The sequence below is a fragment of the Pedobacter sp. genome, assembly GCF_046462515.1.
GTDB lineage: Bacteria > Bacteroidota > Bacteroidia > Sphingobacteriales > Sphingobacteriaceae > Pedobacter.
In genome coordinates this window covers 722382-740636 of record NZ_JBKGVD010000008.1, presented here as the reverse complement: position 1 = coordinate 740636, position 18255 = coordinate 722382, and the positions used below count along the sequence as shown (strand labels likewise).

Here is an 18255-nt window from a genome sequence, read left to right as displayed (position 1 = left end):
TGGAAGCAGCTTTTTTTATGCGTTTATAGGCTTTATTTACCCATGCCAAAGCCTATACCGGCATTTACATAACCGTATTTAGACTGCGTGTAAGAACCGTATAGTCTGAAGAAAGCCAAATGTAACTGAAAACCTACTGAGGCTTTTAAACCGTTCACATAATCCTGTTTAATGGTAAAAGGATCGGTTACGGTATCAGAACCAAATTGATAGGTACCTAAAGCTCTGATATCTGCATTTGAGTTATTAAAACCTACACTGGCAAACGGTGTAAAGAAAAGTAAACGTTTAGATACAATGGCATCTATATTTAAGCCTTTAATCTTAGTAGAGATGTGCTGATCGTGTTTGCTGTTATCACCAACCTCCAAAGGAATATCCCAGTTAAATTGTGTATAACCTACAGCTACAGCCACATCAACAGGTACAATCTTATCTGCCTTGCCTAAAATAAGGGGTAAAACCTCTATTTTAGCTCCTGCACCAAATAAATCAACCTTACCAAAATCTTTAAGGTCAATCTTTGGAATATAGCGTAAAGAAACGTCTATATTTTTAGGTAAGCCTACTGTTAATTGTACCTGTGGTGAAGGTACAACGTTTACACCAATACCTTCAGGTAAATTAAATTCCTGCCCGTTAGACTTTAAGCGCATTCTTGCACCAGTTTGATCAGGTCCAGATATAGTAGGTGTTATAGAACCGCCCATAGGATCCATGGTTTTAAGGCCCAAACTATTTACATCAAAAGTTCTGTCGCTTTGCGGAACAAAAGCTACTGTTGCTGTAAATCTTAAATCGAACCGGAGTGTGTTTTTTGCTTTGGCCGAAGTGTACCAGCCAGAATTTAAACCTAAGCCAAAACCGTTTAACGCAGGAGTTAAATAGGCATTAGCTAATTTGCCTGCATCTTCGGGACTTCCTTTAATTAAATCAGAAACCTGATCTTGGGCAAAAACACCCAAAGGAAAGAAAAGAGAACCGATTAATGCACCTTTTTTCAGTAAATTGAAGTACGTCTTCATCGTTGTTTGATATATATTCAATTACGAAAATATATCATTTTGATTAGATACGGAAAAAAGTTAAGTATAATTTTTACGTTAGAGGAGAAGTTTTTCATAGCCAAACCATCATAGTAATACATCAAAAGCAAATAATAAGCCAAATTGTTTTTATTAATTATCAATTCGATAATTTATTTTTGCTGAATGGAAAAATATGCAATAGACCCCGAAGAAGAAGAGCAGGACTTGTATGAGCATTTCAATATTGTTGTGGATAAAGGACAGTCTTTGTTGCGTATTGACAAGTTTTTGATGCACCGTATAGAAAATGCATCAAGAAACAGAATACAAAACTCAATTGATGCAGGTAATGTACTGGTTAACAAACAAACCGTAAAATCAAGTTATAAGGTAAAACCTTTAGATGAGATTTCTATTGTATTTGCACATCCTCCACGCGATACAGAGGTTTATCCCGAAAATATACCTTTAGATATTGTATATGAAGATGACGACCTGCTGGTGGTAAACAAACCTGCGGGCATGGTAGTACATCCAGGTTACAATAATTATACAGGAACCTTGGTTAATGCGCTTACTTATCATTTTACCCAATTGCCTACTTTACCTGGCAACGATGGCCGTCCGGGTTTGGTGCACCGTATAGATAAAGATACTTCGGGTTTACTGCTGATCAGTAAGAACGAGATTACCATGACCAAACTGGCCAAACAGTTTTTTGACCACAGCATTAAACGTAAGTACATTGCATTGGCATGGGGAGATATAGAAAACGATGGAAGGATAGAGGGTTATATTGGGCGCAGCCTTAAAAACAGAATCATACAGGATGTATATAACGATGAGACCAAAGGTAAGTGGTCTGTAACCAATTACCACGTTATAGAGCGTTTAAACTATGTTACTTTGGTTAGCTGCCAGTTAGAAACAGGTCGTACACACCAAATCAGGGCCCATATGAAACACATCGGGCATCCTTTATTTAGTGATGCCACTTATGGAGGTGATAAGATTTTAAAAGGTACAACGTTCAGTAAATACAAACAATTTGTAAACAACTGCTTTGAAATTATGCCAAGACAGGCTTTGCATGCGCAAACTTTAGGCTTTATTCATCCATCTACCGGAAAATATATGGAATTTGAAGCTCCTTTGCCGCAAGATTTCGCAAGCGTTTTAGAAAAATGGCGTAATTACGTTAAACAAGTACAGGATTAAATGAGCAACCCATATATTTTAATTAACGACGAATTTGTATTAAGTAACCATCCTGTATTAACTGCTAATAACAGGGCTTTCAGATACGGAGACGGCATTTTTGAAAGTATGCGCATGATCAATGGTAAACTACAGTTTGCCGAGTTGCATGCCGACAGGCTTAAGGCGGGAATGAAAACCCTTAAAATAGATGGTTATAATTTATTGGACGAGTATTTTCTGAAACAAAAAACAGCTGAATTACAAAAAAAGAACCGCTTGCAGGGAAATGTGCGCTACCGCCTAACTGTTTACAGAGGGGGAGCAGGATTGTACACGCCCGAGACCAATAAAGCGGGCTATGTACTGGAAGCAGAAAGTTTAGACAGCAATCACTATGAGCTCAATAAGAAGGGGCTTATTATTGATGTGTATGATGAATTGACCAAGCATATAGATAAACTTTCTAACTGTAAAACCATTAATAGCCTTTTGTTTGTGCTGGCTGGTATATACAAAAAGAAACACCGTTTAGATGAGGCGCTGATCTTAAACCACAGTGGTTTCTTGTGCGAGAGTATCAGTTCAAACTTGTTTGTAGTTTATAAAGATCAGATTTATACACCTTCATTAGAAGAAGGTTGTATTGCCGGTATAATGCGTACAGTGGTAATGCAACTGGCTAAACAGAATGATATTCAGATTGTTGAGGCGCAGATCAATCCGCAGATACTTACCGAAGCCGAAGAGGTTTTTGTAACCAATGCAGTATCAGGTATAAGATGGGTAATGGGTTACGGGCGTAAGCGTTATTTTAACGAAAAAGCTAAATTTTTAAGTGCTAAGCTGAATGAAAGTTTAAGCTGATCTATACTTTTGAACCAAAATAATACTGATCTTCCATCGACTTAAAGAAGAGCCAGTTTTTGTCTGTAGTGAGTAGCGCAACATCTTCAATAGGCTGATCAAATAAAAGGTTTGCATGTTTTAACGCCTCGTTCAGTTTTATCTTAATAACGGGATAATAATACAGGTAGCATAAATAAAACTCCGCATCATCAGTTAAAACTCTTTCTTTTAAAGCTGTTTCTAATAAATCTCTTACATCGTCGCTTAAATACTGCTCGTCAAGAGGAGGTACAAAACGTAGCGGATTTTGTGAAGGAAAATTATGATATAGAGCTGTTTGTACCCAGGTTTCTTTATTAAAGTTTAACAGTTTGCTATCTAAATGATAAACAGATAATGGTGCTTCACTTAAAGCCTTTTGCCAGTAAACCAAAGTTTCGGGATCCCGGGCTTCTATTTCGTGTAGGCTGTGTTCAACTTTATTTTCAAGAATCTCATTATAAATGGATAACCAGCCCGAAATACGCATACTGATTTCTTTTTGTACAGCAATTTGCAATTGAAGTTGTTTCTTCTTCTGCTCAAGTAATATTTTCTGCTGATTATCCATATATTAACTAAGTGATCAGTTAAGTCTTATGCCACGGAGAAATTTATCTATACGCATACGCTTTTTACCTTCATATTGTACGTCTAATAGGTTTATATAACCATTCGTAGTGGCAACTTTAAGGTAAGTTTTGCCATCACTCAAAAAATCTCCCGGTTTAGCACTATGTTGTATGTATTCGGGTTTGACTTCAAAAACTTTCAGTAATTTATCCTGAAAAACCGTAAAAGCGGTGGGATAGGGGCTTAAACCTCTAATATGGTTGTAAATCTGATCAGTAGGCTGATTCCAGTTTATCTTGCAAAAATCTTTAAAGATTTTAGGGGCAGCTTTTAAGTCTGTACTTATGGATTGTGGCGTTTCATTGTAGGTATTATCGCGGATAGCAGCTACCGTTTTAACCACTAGTTTAGCACCGGTTTCCATTAATTTATCGTGTAAAGATCCCGCATTTTCATCGGGTTCTATGTTTACCTTTTCACTAAAAATTACATCACCGGTATCGATTTCATGCTTCAGAAAGAATGTAGTTACCCCACTTTCAGTTTCACCGTTAATAATGGCATGGTTAATTGGCGCTGCACCACGGTATTGAGGCAATAACGAACCATGTAAATTAATGGTGCCTTTTGGCGGCATATTCCACACTACTTCTGGCAACATCCTAAAAGCCACCACCACCTGCAAATCTGCTTTTAGCTCGCTTAATTCTGCTAAGAAATCAGGATCTTTCAGCTTTAAAGGTTGTAATACTTTTAAATTACGCGCTACAGCGTATTTTTTTACAGCACTTTCATTTAACTTCTGACCTCTTCCAGCCGGCTTATCTGCCGCAGTAACCACCCCAACAATATCAAATCCTGCATCTTTTAAAGCAGCTAAAGACGCCACAGCAAAATCTGGCGTACCCATAAAAACAATTCTCATGTTATGCTATAAATTTTAATTTGCAAATAAACCGCTTAAGGATAAAGCAGGTATTTTTTGCGCATTTCTTTATACTTACTCAAACCTGGTTCCCAGCTTTTTCTGATCTCGGCCTCAGATTTTCCATCAATAATCTGCTGACGGAAATCGCCAACACCTACCAATTTTTCTATGGTACCCATTTGGTTGCTCAGCTTAGAGTTAAAGAAATCTTCTTTACGGGGCGATTTTTGGTACAATTCAATTAACCAGCTTAGGTTGATCTGTTTGGTTTTTCTTAAGATAGAAGTATCGTAATTTCTTAAATCTATTCCATAACATACCTCATCTTTAAAAATAGGTGTTTCGGCCATACCTTTTATACCTGTTGGTGTAAACGAGAACTGGTAAATGCCTTTATAATAAGGCGCACCCAATATGGTGAAAGGAAATTGTGTACCACGACCATGGTTTACATAAATACCTTCAAATAAACAGGTACTTGGATATAATAGTATAGATTGTTGTGTATTTAGGTTTGGTGATGGTTTTACAGGCAGTACATAAGGCATATCGTGTGTGTAATTGGCATTTTTGATCACTTTGATCTTACACTTTAAACCGTCTTTTAACCAACCTTCGCCGTTTAACATCTGGGCATATTCACCTATGGTTAAACCATGTGCAATAGGTATAGGTTGTAGGCCAATGCCTGATTTGTATTTAGGATCTAAAATAGGCCCGTCTATCAGGTAACCGTTTGGATTAGGTCTGTCTAAAATGATCACTTCTTTATTGTACATTGCACCAGCTTCCATTACATGCTGCAAAGTATTAATATAAGTATAGAAGCGAACGCCAACATCTTGTATATCAAATATCAAAATATCAACATCTTCAAGGTTTTCTTTAGTTGGTGTACTATTCTTGCCATACAAAGAAACTACCTTTATACCCGTAGCTTTATCTACTGAATCATCAACATGAATACCTGCACTTGCATCGCCTCTAAAACCGTGTTCAGGGCCAAATATCTTAACAATGTTAACACCTAATTTCAGTAATGCATCTACTGTGGTTTCTTTACCGATAACAGAGGTAGGGTTAACTACCATACCTACTCTTTTACCTTTTAACAGAGGAAGATAAAGATCTGTTTGTTCGGCTCCGGTTTTAATGCCTTTTTCTACAGATTTACTTTTGTTCTGCTGTTTTGAGACAGGAGTTTTGTGTGAAACACCTTGTCCGCATGCAGAAAACACAAAAGCAAATAAACAAATTTTAAGTGCTGCAATAGTTTTGTTCATGATGAGTTTTTTAAACATTTATGTGTTAATTCAATTTTGAATTAGCATTTTTGCTAATATACAATTTATCGTAAAATTTTGAACTTCGAATATTTTATAGCCGGCAGAATATCCTTAAAATCAGAGCGTACTTTTTCGAAATTAATTGTACGTATAGCTATTATAGGTATAATGCTTAGTTTAGCAGCAATGATCTTATCTGTTGCGGTTATAAAAGGCTTTAAAACAGAAATCCAGAATAAAGTAAGAGGTTTTGTAGGTGATATACAGATTTACCGCTATGATTTGAACGGCTCGTTTGAGAAATCGCCGTTTATACCTAATGATACAACTCTAAAAGCACTTAAGAACAATAAAAACCTGCTAACTTATTATCCATTTGCGGTTAAGCCCTCTATTATTGTTGTAAATGGAGAAGTAGAAGCTGTTAATTACAAAGGTATAGATAGTTTATATGATTGGTCTTATTTGAAAGAGCATTTAGTGCAAGGCAGAGTCATTAATTTTACCGATAGCGCTGCTGCTATGAAAGAGATCCTGATCTCAGAATTTACAGCAAAAAGGTTAAAGCTTAAAGTTGGTGATAGCTTTATCATGCATTTTATACAAAATCCGCCTAAAAAGCGAAAAGTAACCATCGTAGGTATTTTTAACATAGGCATAGATAATTTAGATAAGAACTTTGTAATTGGCGATTTAAACCTCATCAGAAGGTTAAATAACTGGCAATCACAAGAAACAGGAGGAATAGAAGTAAAGGTTAGGGATTTTAACCAGTTAAAACTCATAGCAGATCAGGTTTATCATGATCTGGAGCTTAAGTTAAGATCACGTTCGGTAATGGAAAGCAGTCCTGAAATTTTTAACTGGCTTTCTTTGTTAGATGTAAATACTCAGGTTTTACTAGTGTTAATGATGATTGTAGGCTTAATTAATATGATTACGGCGCTGCTCATCATGATATTGGAGCGTACCAATATGATCGGCATGCTTAAAGCAATGGGTGCAGGTAATGCCAGCATTATGAAAATATTCATTTATAATGCTTTGTATCTTATTGGAATAGGCCTTGTATTAGGCAATATTTTGGGTATCGGTATAGGTATTTTACAACAACAAACCCATTTTATAAAATTAGATCAGGCCAGTTACTACCTTTCTTTTGTTCCGGTAGAATTTCATATAATGGATATCTTACTGTTGAATATAGGAACAGCCGTTATTTGTACATTGGTACTTTTGGTGCCAGCTATGCTCATTGGTAAAATCAGTCCTTTAAAAGCGATCAGATTTAAATAAACCTTCTAAAGGATCTTTTAATAAAATTAGAGAAGCTTGCGCATGGCCATACAATAGCCATAATGTAAACCATCATGGTTAGAAACCAAAGTAACCACATCTTTAATATTGTTCAGCGTAAAGTTATAAGTGGCAATGTTATAAGTTTTAAATTGATCAAACTTATTGGTTTGCAGATCTGCTTCGAGCTGGTCTATATTAGCTAAAAGATAATGTTTGATTTCTTCAATTTCAGCTTCATTAATAAAACTTTCGGGTTTAGAGCCATGTCTGTATTTCTCTATCAGTATATCGTTAACTAAGCAGGGGTTTCCGGTTAATCTGTAGCTTAATAATTGTTGGCTTACCATAATGTGCCCCAAATGCCATGCAATATTGTTATTAAAACCTGTTGGGATTTGATTAAGCTGTTCAATGGTAAAGCTTTCCGTAAATTCTATGAATTTTTTACGTGTGGCTCTGATTAATGCAAGTGTAGTATTCATGGTTAAATGGTTTTAAATAAACAAGGGTGTTCATTAGCCTTACGTCATTGTGTACCGGATACGGAATCTTCAACCAAAGATCCTGAAACAAGTTCAGGATGACGATAAATCCAATAGAACACCCTCATCTAAAATCTATGTGCAAATTTAATTATTTAGCCGATGTAGGTTTTGCATTTTTTACGTAGGTATCTAACCAGCGGTTAGTTTCCCAGAGCATGTGCATAATATTTTCTTTAGCACGATAGCCATGAGCTTCATAAGGTAAATATACAAAGCGTGTAGTACCACCATGACCTTTAATTGCATTAAATAAACGCTCGCTATTGATAGGGAATGTTCCCTGGTTATCGTCCATTTCTCCGTGGATTAATAATATAGGGGTTTTAATTTTATCTGCATAGCTAAACGGACTCATTTCATAATACAATTGCGGGGCCTGCCAGTAAGTTCTATCTTCATTTTGGAAACCAAAAGGTGTTAAAGTACGGTTGTATGCACCGCTTCGAGCAATGCCGGCTTTAAACAAGTTGGTATGGGCCAATAAGTTTGCAGTCATAAATGCACCGTAACTGTGACCTCCAACAGCCATTCTGTTTCTGTCGCCAACACCCATTTCACTTAGTTTGTTAATCGCAGCTTCGGCATTTAATTTCAATTGTTCAACAAATGAATCATTAGGTCTTTTACCTTCTTTGGCAACAATAGGCATTTCGGCATTGTCTAAAACTGCATAACCTTGCGTAACAAAGAAAAGTGGTCCGCCAGAACTTACCATAGTAAATTTATTTTCAGAACCACGTACCTGTGCAGCATCATTTGCAGAGTTAAACTCTCTTGGGTATGCCCAGATCAGTACAGGTAAAGGTCCGTCTTTATCTTTGTTGTAACCTTTAGGCAGGTATAAATCTCCGGTTAGATCAATGCCATCAGCACGTTTGTAAGAGATTTTTTGCTTGCTAACACCATCTAAAGCAGTGTAAGGGTTCGTAAAGTTGGTAATCTGTCTGTCGGCAGTTTTTAAAACCAGGTTTTTGATGAAATAATTAGGAACATCGGTTTTACTTTCGCGTCTGGTTAATAAAACAAGTTTCTGAGGATCCAATACATCGGTTACGGTTTCAAAACTACCTTCTTGGCAGCGCCATAAAATTTCAGATTTTTTGGTGTTTAAGTCAAATTTTGCCAAAAAAGGTAAATCGCCTTTAGGAGATGCGCCCGTAGTATTGTTTAATAACAACTTGGTTCCATTATCGGTAGTTAAAATTACCTGACGTCCAAATTTATTTTTTTCGGTTACAGGACTGCCCGGGTTATTGTAAGCATCTGTGGTATTTAATTCGTACAGTGTTTCTAAAGTTCCTGTACTGGGATTAAAACGATTTAATTTGCTGGTTTGATTGGTTCTCGATATTTCTCTAACCAAGGCTAAAGTAGCGTTACCCCAGCTTGTACCTGCATAACGGGTTTTGGTTTTGAACAATTCTTTGGCCGATCCGTTAAAAGGTGCTTTTAATTCATAAACAGCATCATGGTATTCTACTTTCTTTTTGATCAATCCGCTGTCAAGTGGCTGTGCCCAGGTGATGGTAGCCGCCTCATCATCACGCCAGTCAAAGTTTCTCGGAACGTTCTGTACGTTATCATAACCCGAAGGGCGGACTTCTGTAGAAGGCAGATCTGCCAGTTGTTTTACCATTTTACCACTTCTGTCAATGATTTTAACTACAGAAGGGAAACCTCCGGCAGAAACTAGATAAGAGAAAGGTTTTTTAATAGTGCGTACTAAAAAGTAATTTTTATCGGGTGATAAAGATACCGAACTATAAATAGCAGGTGAACCGATAGGTGTTTCAACGCCATTTTTATTTTGTACTAACTGAGATGTAGCAAAGAATTCAAATAATTGCTCATCATAAGGTGATTTAATTAAATCTTGTATGGTTGCGCTTGGTGCAACTTTACCTAAATTTTCTTGTACGGTAGGACCTTTAGGTGCCAACGGACGGGCAGGAGCCATGCTGGCAGCTTTAGTGGCCACCTGGTAAATAAGGGTTTGATCATCTACCCATATAATGCTCGAGCCTAAAATAGCATTTAAAGGTTGCTTATTAACTTTAGCAGCTTTTCCGGTTGCTACATCAATTACATAAAGGTCAATTCTGTTCTGACCTGTTTGTGTAAAAGCTATTTTGTTTTCGCTTGGGTTCCAGCGTACGTTACCCGCATATAATGTGGCAGGTAAACCTGTAATGGCTACAGTTTTTCCTGTTTTAATGTTCTTTAAACTGAAATTGTTGATAAAAGTCTGGCGGCTTGGCGAGTAATTGTTTGGATTGATACGCATACCTGCAATTTTGTACTCGGGCATAGCCAGTTCTTCAATAGAAGGATAAGGATTTCTTTCACTAAATAAAATCCATTCGGCCTTGCTGTCTATACTTACACCGGGTGTAGGTTTAGCCAACAGTAAGTCCACAATTTCTTTGGCCGGCTTTTGGTAAGTAATTGCATCCTGAGCAAAACTGTTGCCTGCCAGCGCAATCAAAAATAAGCTTAGTAGTTTTTTCTTCATTTCAATTAAATTGAGTTGGTTAAATTTAATATTATTCAATTCAAATTCTGGTTTTGTATCAATAATTTGATAGAAATCATAAGTGCCCTAAAAAAACAATCTTAAACACGATTTTAAGTTTTTAGGCTCACGGAGGAACAAATTTTATAATTTAGCTCCGAATGTTAGAAATAGTTTATCAGGATAATGACCTTATTGCTATCAATAAACCGCATGGTTTATTGGTTCATCGCTCTAAATTAGCCAACGATGCCAAAGAATTTGCTTTACAGTTGCTGCGAGACCAGATCGGAAAACAGGTAAACCCTGTGCACCGGCTCGATAGAAAAACCGGAGGTGCACTCTTGTTTGCTTTCTCTAAAGAAGTAGAGATTGAAATGCAGAAACAGTTTCAGGAAGGTTTGGTAGAGAAAAAATATCTGGCTATAGTAAGGGGATTTACACCCGATGAAATGGAAATAGATTATCCTTTGGCGAAAGAGAATGGAACTTTGCAGGAAGCGTTTACAATGTTCAGAACTTTGCAACAATCAGAAATACCGGTAGAATTTGGAAAACACCCAACCGGGCGATATAGCCTAGTTGAGGCGAACCCAAAAACCGGAAGAATGCACCAGTTGCGCAAGCATTTTGCTCATATCTTTCATCCCATTATAGGAGATCGGCCTCATGGCTGTAATAAGCAGAACCGATATTTTAAGGAACGTTACCAAATGGATACCATGCTTTTGCATGCCAGTTCTTTAAAGTTTGTACATCCCGTTACTACAGAACCTGTTCATATTACTGCCAGTGTACATCCCGAATTTAAACGTGCGGCTGCTATTATGAGCTTAAATTTAGGAACATTGCATAATTTTTCGGATAAATAGCGTTATTTACATTATGCTAAAAAAGATTATCCTCGCCGCTATAGCCCTCTCTTTAAGTGCCTGTTCATCTATTTATATGCCTGTTGTGCCCAACACACCGATGCTGAGTAACCAAGGCGAATTCTCTGCCGCAGCACACATTTCTTTAAAAGGAAATTTTAATGTGAATGGCGCATACGCTGTTGGAGATCATTTTGCAGTTATTGGTAATGCCGCTTATCTTAACAGCGAGAAATATAGCAAAGATCTTGAACATAGCCTTTACGAGATAGGAGGAGGGTATTTCAGGAATTTTGGCCCGGATAATAATCGCATTTTAGAAGTTTACGCAGGCTTGGGTAGTGGTAAAAATATCAAAACTTCTCGCACTTATGATAACAAAGAAATGCTCTTAGCTACAGATGTGCAGCATGCCCTTTATAAAAAAACCTTTTTACAGGTAAATTACAGCTCAAAAAAAATAGATACCGTACGTGTGTTTGGTACACAGCTTAAACTAAATTACGGTATGGCGTGGCGCTTAAGCTACGCAGAAACCAAAGATTTTACCATTAATAATATAGCTCAGGCTAACGAAGATAATATATTTATAGAGCCTGTTTTTTTTACACGTATGGTGTTGAGCGATGAATTTCAATTGCAATATACCACAGGCAGTAATATTGGCTTAAAGAGCAGAAAGTTCTTAAATGCAGGTTATTCTATATTTACTATAGGTGCTGTTTTAAATATAGGCAAGAAACCTAAAATTAAGTAAATACTTCTTATTTTTATGGTATGCAATACTTAAGGTTAGCTTTATTTTTTACGCTGCTGTTTGCAAAAACTGCCATGGCACAGCTTACGCTATCGCAAAAAATAGCAAGCTTTAAAACTCTTAAAATAGATACGGGTGTAACCTTAACCATAGATGAACCTGCGAGCTTCAATTATAAAAGGCCTTTAAAAGTTATTTTATACGCCTTACCCAATGGAAATACCACGTCTCAAACCTTTGGAAAGAAATTAAGTAACAATGATGACTGGCATTTTGATATACAACATATTGGTGCACAAACTGCTTTTATACGAGAAACGGATAAACATAGCAATTATGTGGTAGTATACGCAGAGAATGATCTGAAAAGTTGGCCTGCGTGGCGAAAAAAATATAAAAATGCCGATCAAGTTATTGCCAACATTGTTACATCCTTGTATGAAAAGTATAAGAATTTTAATCCTGAAATTTACTTAACAGGACATAGCGGTGGTGGAAGTTTCATTTTTGGATACATTGGCGCAAATAACCAGATAGCCGATTATGTAAAAAGAATAGGCTTTATAGATGCCACTTATGCTTACAATGGCCCTCAACATAAGGATAAATTGCTTAACTGGCTTGAAGATAAAAATAAAGCATTACAGATTATAGCCTACAATGACAGCGTTGTTGTTCTTAACGGTAAACCTCTGGTTTCACCTAAAGGTGGTACATGGTACAGAAGCCAGCTTATGGCCAAAGATCTTGCAGAGAAAATTAATTTGTCTAATTTGAACCTGAGCGACAGGATGAGTTTTTTTAATAAGAACCATACGATAGATTTTGTATTGATTAAAAACCCTGAGGCTAAGATTTACCATACCAACCTGGTAGATAAAAATGGTTTTATCAGCCTGATTTTTAATGGCACAAAATTCAAAAGCCGTAATTATACTTTTTGGAGTGATAGAGCTTATTCAAAGTACATTTCAGACTAGAGTACGTTTAATTAGTGATCCGTAAGATTATACATATAGACATGGATGCTTTTTATGCTTCTGTAGAACAACGCGATTTTCCGCAATACAGAGGTAAACCTTTGGTTGTGGGCGGTACACCCGAAGGAAGAGGTGTTGTAGCCACAGCCAGTTATGAAGCGAGAGCTTTTGGCGTACGTTCTGCAATGCCTTCAAAAAAAGCACAGCAGTTATGCCCGTATGCTATTTTCGTTTACCCCCGATTTGATGTGTATAAGCAGGTTTCCAGGCAGATCAGAGAAATATTTAGCCGTTATACAGACCTGATAGAGCCTTTATCATTAGATGAAGCTTATTTAGATGTAACAGAAGATAAACTGAACATTGGTTCGGCTATAACCATTGCAGAAGAAATTAAAAAAGCGATTAAAGAAGAATTGAACCTTACTGCTTCTGCGGGTGTTTCTATCAATAAATTTGTAGCCAAAATAGCTTCAGACATGAACAAACCGGATGGTTTAACTTTTATAGGCCCTTCCAAAATTGAAAAATTCATGGAAAAACTACCGGTAGAAAAATTCCATGGCGTGGGTAAGGTTACGGCAGAACGCATGAAAATGCAGGGTATACGCAAAGGTAGCGACCTGAAAAAGCTTAGTGAAGAACGTTTAATGATCCTTTTTGGTAAGTCTGGAAAGTTCTTTTATAACATTGTAAGAGGAATAGATAACCGGGCGGTAAAACCTGATAGAGAAACTAAATCTATCAGTTCTGAAGACACTTTTAGCTACGATCTGGATAAGGGAAGTGAATTGTATGAACAGGTATTGCGCATTACGCAATCTGCTTTTAAAAGACTTAATCAATATCGTTTATATGGGCGAACATTGACTGTTAAAGTAAAATTTGCTGATTTTAAGCAAATTACCAGAAGTATTTCTTTTGATCATCCGATAACTGATGAAAACGAAGCTTATCTTAGGGCTAAAACATTGATAGAAAATGCAGATTTTGAAGGCAAATCTGTAAGGCTAATAGGGGTAGGTTTCTCTAATTTTCACGAACCTAAAATGCGAAACAGGGTAGAAGAGCAAAAAGAACTTTTCTAAAAACCATTTAATCTTTTTCTATTGTTTATTGATGGTAGATACTTATAGGTTTAAAGTTTAATTATACCTTAACACCTACTTAATGTATTGATTTTATATTCGTTACAAAACAAGAGAAGATGAAAATCAACTTTATTTTAATCGCAGTAGTTATTGTAGCCCTATTGGGTTTTATTTACTATGTCATCAGTAACAATGATGAGCAAAATGAAGAGATGAAACGACTGGCTAAAAAATCGCTATTTAAAAAAGACAAAAAAGCTAACACTTAGTATTGCTTATTTTGGCAATTCTGGCTGCCTATCTTTCCATGGCGTGGTGCTGATCGCATATAAAAATGATATCACGGCATCTCTTTCGGCCTTGCTTAGTTTTAATCCTCTTAGCAGCTTATCATTTTTAGGCAATAGAGGATCATTAACCTGCTCTGGTTTAACATTCTGAACAGGCATACCTACATTATACATATTCATTACCCCTTCCATATCAGGAAATAATCCATTATGAAACCAGGGAGCGGTACGCATCACATTACGTAAACCAGGTGTTTTGAATTTACCCACATCTTCAGGTTTTTTGGTAATATTATAAAGGCCCAGATCTTCATGCGAGTGGCCATAATAGGTTAAGCCTACATTGTGAAAATCAAAATCAGTAAATAAAGGGCCATTATGACAATTTATGCAACGGGCTTTGGTTCTGAAAAGGTGTAATCCCAAAACCTGCTGATCGGTAAGCGCTTCTTTTTTACCTTCCAAGAATCTGTCGAAATCGGTTTTGCGGCTCACGATAGTACGCTGATAAACGGCCAATGCTTTTAATATGCGTTGATTGCTAACCTTATCAGTACCGAATGCAGCAGAAAAGAAAGGCTTGTAACCTTTTATTTTACTTATTTTTTTGGCTAACTGCTTTAAATCTTGGTGCATTTCTATTTCACTGCTTATCGGTCCTTCAGCCTGTTGTTCTAAACTATCGGCTCTGCCATCCCAGAAAAGCTTTTTTTGTGCCCATACATTCTCTAAAGATATGGCATTGCGTTTATTAGGCGAGTGATCGTGTCCAATAGAAACCTCTCGGCCATCAGCCCAATTTAGATCAGGAGCATGACAACTTGAGCATGAAATTTGATTAGATGAGGATAAACGTGGATCAAAAAATAACAGCCGGCCTAAATCAACAATCTTTTTGATGGAATCATCTTTTAGATTTATAGGAGAAGGGGGTAATACACCCAATTCTTTCCAATTTACGCCTTTATCTACATTAGGAGCAGGCCATTTATCTGGAGACTGGCTATAGATTTTACGTAAACTATCAGGTGTAAGCTCGTCGCCTCTGATAAATTCGGTACTTCTGAAAGAAACAAAAAATAAAATTCCAAGAACTGCAAACAGCCCTGCAAATGCCTTTTTCATGTGTGTCAAAAATAAATATTTAATCCCAAATTACAGGAGATAAAATTCTTACCAACCTGATTAAAACTATAATCACTAAGCTGGTTTTTTACCGCCAATTGGCGGTAAAAATCTGCATCTGCAGTAATGGCCGATCTGAAATTTTTAAATAGATTAGCCGTGATATAATGAACAGAAACAGATGTTTTTAAAGCGTTGCTACTGTAAAACTGGTAATCCGGAAAGATAACATCATGTGTAAAAATATTAATCTGTAGTGGATCTATGCTCAATTCATTTTGCAGAGGTGTACGGTATCCTAACTGTAAGCCTAATTTTAAACGGTCATTATTTTTAAAGTTCAGGTAAGCATTATATAATAAATTGGGTTCAAAAAGTGTATACTTCAAACGATGTTGGGTTGCTATATCATGCTTATTTAGATGGTTATAATTTAAATTTAAACCAAACTCATTGGTTTTTTTATTAAAATGGTCTAAGCTGATCAGGTATTGTAGATTAAAGTTTTGTGCCGAATACTTGTAGTTTATAGCATAAAAAACAATATTCACATCGTTACTTTGCTGCTGATTATAGGTAAGCTGTAATTGTTGTTGTATGTTTTTATTCTTTTTATCCATTTGTAAAAAGGCATCATACTTTTCTGTATCATAAAAAGATACGTACGATTTCCTTACAGATTGATCTAGGTCTTTGTAATTGTCTTCAAGTATAGTTTTATAACCTATAGCAGCTCTTAAATGGTAATCAGCAAAAGAAATGGTATAAGTTAAGCCTAAACCATATTGTTTATCTAATCTTTTTAATGGGTTCTCATTCTGACTTTTGGTATAATAACCATAACCTTGCACCAAGTAATTTATTCTATCAGGATATCCGCCACCTCGATAACCGATGTTTTTATATGAAATACCCATCGTTTCTGTACCGTAACCCCATAAGGCATTTATGCCGATAATACCTTTACCGAAACGGTATAATACTTCTGGCTTGATCTGAAACTGGTAAGTATTTACCTGTGGCCTTGGGTCAACAGATCTGGTAGCTGAATTGTACAGGTAATTTAAACCTGTTGCAAGATATACCTTATTCTTAATGAGATTATAAGATAAGATACCACCTAATTCATACTTAAAACGTTCATAGCTGCCAGCTTTGACAGAACCATAATAATAAGGTTGATCATCTTGTTCAAGCCCTTTTGTAGTCCATGATAAACTGTCTTGCCATATTCTTGCAAACTTGAAATAGCCTGTAGTTTCAAAACGTCCAAATTTGTTAAAGCCTTCAGATACGAGACCCGCCTGATGTGTGATGTGAGCCTGTTGAGCTTTTCTAAAGCCACCATTTGAATAATCATAATCAAGGGTTATTTTTCCGCTTAGGTTCACAGGAGTAACCAATAAAAAATTAGCGTTTTGCTGAGCCCCGGATAAAACATTGCCTGATTGCTGGTACAGGTATAAACTATCGGTTAAAGATTGCGCGTAACCTTTAACCGATAGTAAAATAAAACATATTATAATGATCTTCTTCAATGTTATTTAAAAACTGATTTAGTTACGTCAGGTATATTTAATTCATCAAAATCATTGGCAGAACTGTTGGTATCTTTTAAGATCTGACGTCCGTTTACCACTTTTGCGGTTTTACGTATTAGGGATTGTGAAGAGTACTGCCCTTTAGATACAAACTTAAACGTTGCGTCTAACTTTGCATTAAATTTTTTAGGTATCTGATTAGCTTCTAAAGGAGGTTGTATTTCTACGGCATCAAAAATTTCATTCAACGGGATTTGGTAATACTTATCTGTAGAGGTTGTAATTACTTTTATATCTGGAGCTGCATATCTTTTCCAGGACTGAATATCTCTTGTGGTTTTAAACAATAATAAGGCTTCACGACCTGTGGCATCTAAAATCAAATCTTTGTTTGCCCTTATGTCAATGTTAACCATATTAGGAACGGCTGGGTTATCAATATCAGAAGCTAATGGTGTTATACCCGGATAATTGCCCAAATAAACTTCAAAATCTGCTTTGCTTAAATCAATGGTTAAGCTGGGATCTTTAACAGAAATACCTTTGCCGTCGTTTCCTACATAAGGTGTTTTATGATTTAGTGCAGTACCTGCAATGATGATACTTTCACCAGGCTTAACAGGGTGATCTTTACCACTGCCTGGAATCATAAATATGTTTTTGGCGTATACGTAATTATTGTTGGCATCAGGATCATTCATATCAATAGATTTGGTCCAATCATATTGTTTAGTTGCTACTTGATAATACCCTGTAGTTAAATCTATAGCACTTAATTTAGAATTAGTGCCATAAGCCTGAACAAAATAAAGGCTGTCTGCATAAAGCACCTGATTTGAATTATTATAGATTTCAATAAACTGATCTCTGAACGAAGCACCATTACTGGTATGTGAACCCGCATAATAGATTTGCTTAAATACCCAGTCGCCAATTTTTCCAGTGTTTAAGGCTAAAGACAAACTATTTACATTTTGTATAATGTTCTGAGATTTTAATAGGCCATTAAAAACTACATCATTTTCGGTAAAAATGCCAACGTAAGTAGTATAATCAGCAGCTTTTATGGTAAGTGTAGCTTCTATATCGTAGTTTCCCGGCGATATTTTATCTATCGAAGCCTTGCCATCAGCATCAGATTTTATGGTTGTAACCAGACCGTTTGCCAAATTGGTAAGTTTGATTTCTGCGTTAGCTAAAGGTAAGGCGTATTCTCTTAAAGATTGATCAAAAGATACATTTACATTTAAAGCAACAGGTTTTAGATCTTCAAATGCATTCCTTTTACAAGCAGTGAATATGAATAACAATGTGGCTATCAAAAAATAGAGTTTCTTCATTTT

17 protein-coding genes are annotated in these 18255 nt (G+C 36.3%); 8 read left to right on the top strand and 9 right to left on the bottom strand.

The features are described from left to right. Positions 1-32: 32 nt before the first annotated feature. Complete coding sequence (locus ACLHG9_RS11220) at positions 33-1025, bottom strand: DUF6588 family protein (protein WP_410221576.1); 993 nt, start codon at positions 1023-1025, stop codon at positions 33-35. Between the two features lie 186 nt (positions 1026-1211). Between ACLHG9_RS11220 and ACLHG9_RS11215 the strand changes: the two genes are divergently transcribed. Both ACLHG9_RS11215 and ACLHG9_RS11210 read left to right on the top strand, forming a co-directional pair. Further along, positions 1212-2246: an RluA family pseudouridine synthase gene (locus tag ACLHG9_RS11215; RefSeq protein ID WP_410221575.1), complete on the top strand. Its 1035-nt coding sequence runs from the start codon at positions 1212-1214 to the stop codon at positions 2244-2246. Next, positions 2247-3092, top strand: coding sequence for an aminotransferase class IV (locus ACLHG9_RS11210; RefSeq protein WP_410221574.1), 846 nt, complete (start codon positions 2247-2249; stop codon positions 3090-3092). Between the two features lies 1 nt (position 3093). On the opposite strand, the gene ACLHG9_RS11205 is transcribed toward ACLHG9_RS11210, so the two are convergent. From ACLHG9_RS11205 to ACLHG9_RS11195, 3 genes are read right to left on the bottom strand one after another with little or no spacing between them, the layout of a single operon-like run. Then, the gene (locus ACLHG9_RS11205) at positions 3094-3684 is read right to left on the bottom strand and encodes a hypothetical protein (protein WP_410221573.1); all 591 of its coding nucleotides are present in this window, start codon (positions 3682-3684) and stop codon (positions 3094-3096) included. Positions 3685-3699: 15 nt separating this feature from the next. Further along, positions 3700-4611: a methionyl-tRNA formyltransferase gene (gene fmt, locus ACLHG9_RS11200; protein WP_410221572.1), complete on the bottom strand. Its 912-nt coding sequence runs from the start codon at positions 4609-4611 to the stop codon at positions 3700-3702. Between the two features lie 35 nt (positions 4612-4646). After that, positions 4647-5897, bottom strand: a complete 1251-nt coding sequence (locus ACLHG9_RS11195; RefSeq protein WP_410221571.1) for an exo-beta-N-acetylmuramidase NamZ domain-containing protein — start codon at positions 5895-5897, stop codon at positions 4647-4649. A 78-nt stretch (positions 5898-5975) separates the two neighbouring features. On the opposite strand from ACLHG9_RS11195, the gene ACLHG9_RS11190 reads away from it, so the two are divergent. Further along, a complete protein-coding gene (locus ACLHG9_RS11190; protein WP_410221570.1) occupies positions 5976-7196 on the top strand; it encodes an ABC transporter permease in 1221 nt (406 codons plus the stop codon). A 26-nt stretch (positions 7197-7222) separates the two neighbouring features. Here the strand turns inward: ACLHG9_RS11190 and ACLHG9_RS11185 are convergent, their stop codons facing one another. After that, a complete protein-coding gene (locus ACLHG9_RS11185) occupies positions 7223-7681 on the bottom strand; it encodes a DinB family protein (protein WP_410221569.1) in 459 nt (152 codons plus the stop codon). 151 nt (positions 7682-7832) lie between these two features. Then, positions 7833-10256, bottom strand: a complete 2424-nt coding sequence (locus tag ACLHG9_RS11180; RefSeq protein ID WP_410221568.1) for a prolyl oligopeptidase family serine peptidase — start codon at positions 10254-10256, stop codon at positions 7833-7835. A gap of 161 nt (positions 10257-10417) precedes the next feature. Between ACLHG9_RS11180 and ACLHG9_RS11175 the strand changes: the two genes are divergently transcribed. The 5 genes from ACLHG9_RS11175 (at position 10418) to ACLHG9_RS11155 (ending at position 14225) form a co-directional block, all read left to right on the top strand. Next, complete coding sequence (locus ACLHG9_RS11175; RefSeq protein ID WP_410221567.1) at positions 10418-11128, top strand: pseudouridine synthase; 711 nt, start codon at positions 10418-10420, stop codon at positions 11126-11128. Positions 11129-11141: 13 nt separating this feature from the next. Then, a complete protein-coding gene (locus tag ACLHG9_RS11170) occupies positions 11142-11885 on the top strand; it encodes an outer membrane beta-barrel protein (protein ID WP_410221566.1) in 744 nt (247 codons plus the stop codon). A 20-nt stretch (positions 11886-11905) separates the two neighbouring features. Continuing rightward, positions 11906-12865, top strand: coding sequence for a hypothetical protein (locus ACLHG9_RS11165; RefSeq protein ID WP_410221565.1), 960 nt, complete (start codon positions 11906-11908; stop codon positions 12863-12865). Between the two features lie 17 nt (positions 12866-12882). Then, complete coding sequence (dinB, locus tag ACLHG9_RS11160; RefSeq protein ID WP_410221710.1) at positions 12883-13953, top strand: DNA polymerase IV; 1071 nt, start codon at positions 12883-12885, stop codon at positions 13951-13953. Between the two features lie 119 nt (positions 13954-14072). After that, positions 14073-14225, top strand: coding sequence for a hypothetical protein (locus ACLHG9_RS11155; RefSeq protein ID WP_410221564.1), 153 nt, complete (start codon positions 14073-14075; stop codon positions 14223-14225). A gap of 6 nt (positions 14226-14231) precedes the next feature. On the opposite strand, the gene ACLHG9_RS11150 is transcribed toward ACLHG9_RS11155, so the two are convergent. Genes ACLHG9_RS11150 through ACLHG9_RS11140 form a run of 3 tightly spaced genes read right to left on the bottom strand, consistent with a single transcriptional unit; the run spans position 14232 to position 18252 of the window. Continuing rightward, the gene (locus ACLHG9_RS11150; RefSeq protein WP_410221563.1) at positions 14232-15371 is read right to left on the bottom strand and encodes a cytochrome-c peroxidase; all 1140 of its coding nucleotides are present in this window, start codon (positions 15369-15371) and stop codon (positions 14232-14234) included. Positions 15372-15376: 5 nt separating this feature from the next. Continuing rightward, a complete protein-coding gene (locus ACLHG9_RS11145) occupies positions 15377-16909 on the bottom strand; it encodes a DUF6850 family outer membrane beta-barrel protein (RefSeq protein ID WP_410221562.1) in 1533 nt (510 codons plus the stop codon). Positions 16910-16911: 2 nt separating this feature from the next. Continuing rightward, a complete protein-coding gene (locus ACLHG9_RS11140; RefSeq protein ID WP_410221561.1) occupies positions 16912-18252 on the bottom strand; it encodes a DUF4876 domain-containing protein in 1341 nt (446 codons plus the stop codon). Between the last annotated feature and the right edge of the window lie 3 nt (positions 18253-18255).

Excerpts from the sequence above, each read along its gene's own strand:
- ACLHG9_RS11165 (WP_410221565.1), top strand. The coding sequence starts at position 11,906 with ATGCAATACTTAAGGTTAGCTTTATTTTTTACGCTGCTGTTTGCAAAA.
- ACLHG9_RS11170 (WP_410221566.1), top strand. The coding sequence starts at position 11,142 with ATGCTAAAAAAGATTATCCTCGCCGCTATAGCCCTCTCTTTAAGTGCC.
- ACLHG9_RS11185 (WP_410221569.1), bottom strand. The coding sequence starts at position 7,681 with ATGAATACTACACTTGCATTAATCAGAGCCACACGTAAAAAATTCATA.
- ACLHG9_RS11175 (WP_410221567.1), top strand. The coding sequence starts at position 10,418 with ATGTTAGAAATAGTTTATCAGGATAATGACCTTATTGCTATCAATAAA.
- ACLHG9_RS11220 (WP_410221576.1), bottom strand. The coding sequence starts at position 1,025 with ATGAAGACGTACTTCAATTTACTGAAAAAAGGTGCATTAATCGGTTCT.
- ACLHG9_RS11195 (WP_410221571.1), bottom strand. The coding sequence starts at position 5,897 with ATGAACAAAACTATTGCAGCACTTAAAATTTGTTTATTTGCTTTTGTG.
- ACLHG9_RS11205 (WP_410221573.1), bottom strand. The coding sequence starts at position 3,684 with ATGGATAATCAGCAGAAAATATTACTTGAGCAGAAGAAGAAACAACTT.
- ACLHG9_RS11180 (WP_410221568.1), bottom strand. The coding sequence starts at position 10,256 with ATGAAGAAAAAACTACTAAGCTTATTTTTGATTGCGCTGGCAGGCAAC.
- fmt (WP_410221572.1), bottom strand. The coding sequence starts at position 4,611 with ATGAGAATTGTTTTTATGGGTACGCCAGATTTTGCTGTGGCGTCTTTA.
- ACLHG9_RS11215 (WP_410221575.1), top strand. The coding sequence starts at position 1,212 with ATGGAAAAATATGCAATAGACCCCGAAGAAGAAGAGCAGGACTTGTAT.
- ACLHG9_RS11210 (WP_410221574.1), top strand. The coding sequence starts at position 2,247 with ATGAGCAACCCATATATTTTAATTAACGACGAATTTGTATTAAGTAAC.
- ACLHG9_RS11155 (WP_410221564.1), top strand. The coding sequence starts at position 14,073 with ATGAAAATCAACTTTATTTTAATCGCAGTAGTTATTGTAGCCCTATTG.
- ACLHG9_RS11150 (WP_410221563.1), bottom strand. The coding sequence starts at position 15,371 with ATGAAAAAGGCATTTGCAGGGCTGTTTGCAGTTCTTGGAATTTTATTT.
- ACLHG9_RS11140 (WP_410221561.1), bottom strand. The coding sequence starts at position 18,252 with ATGAAGAAACTCTATTTTTTGATAGCCACATTGTTATTCATATTCACT.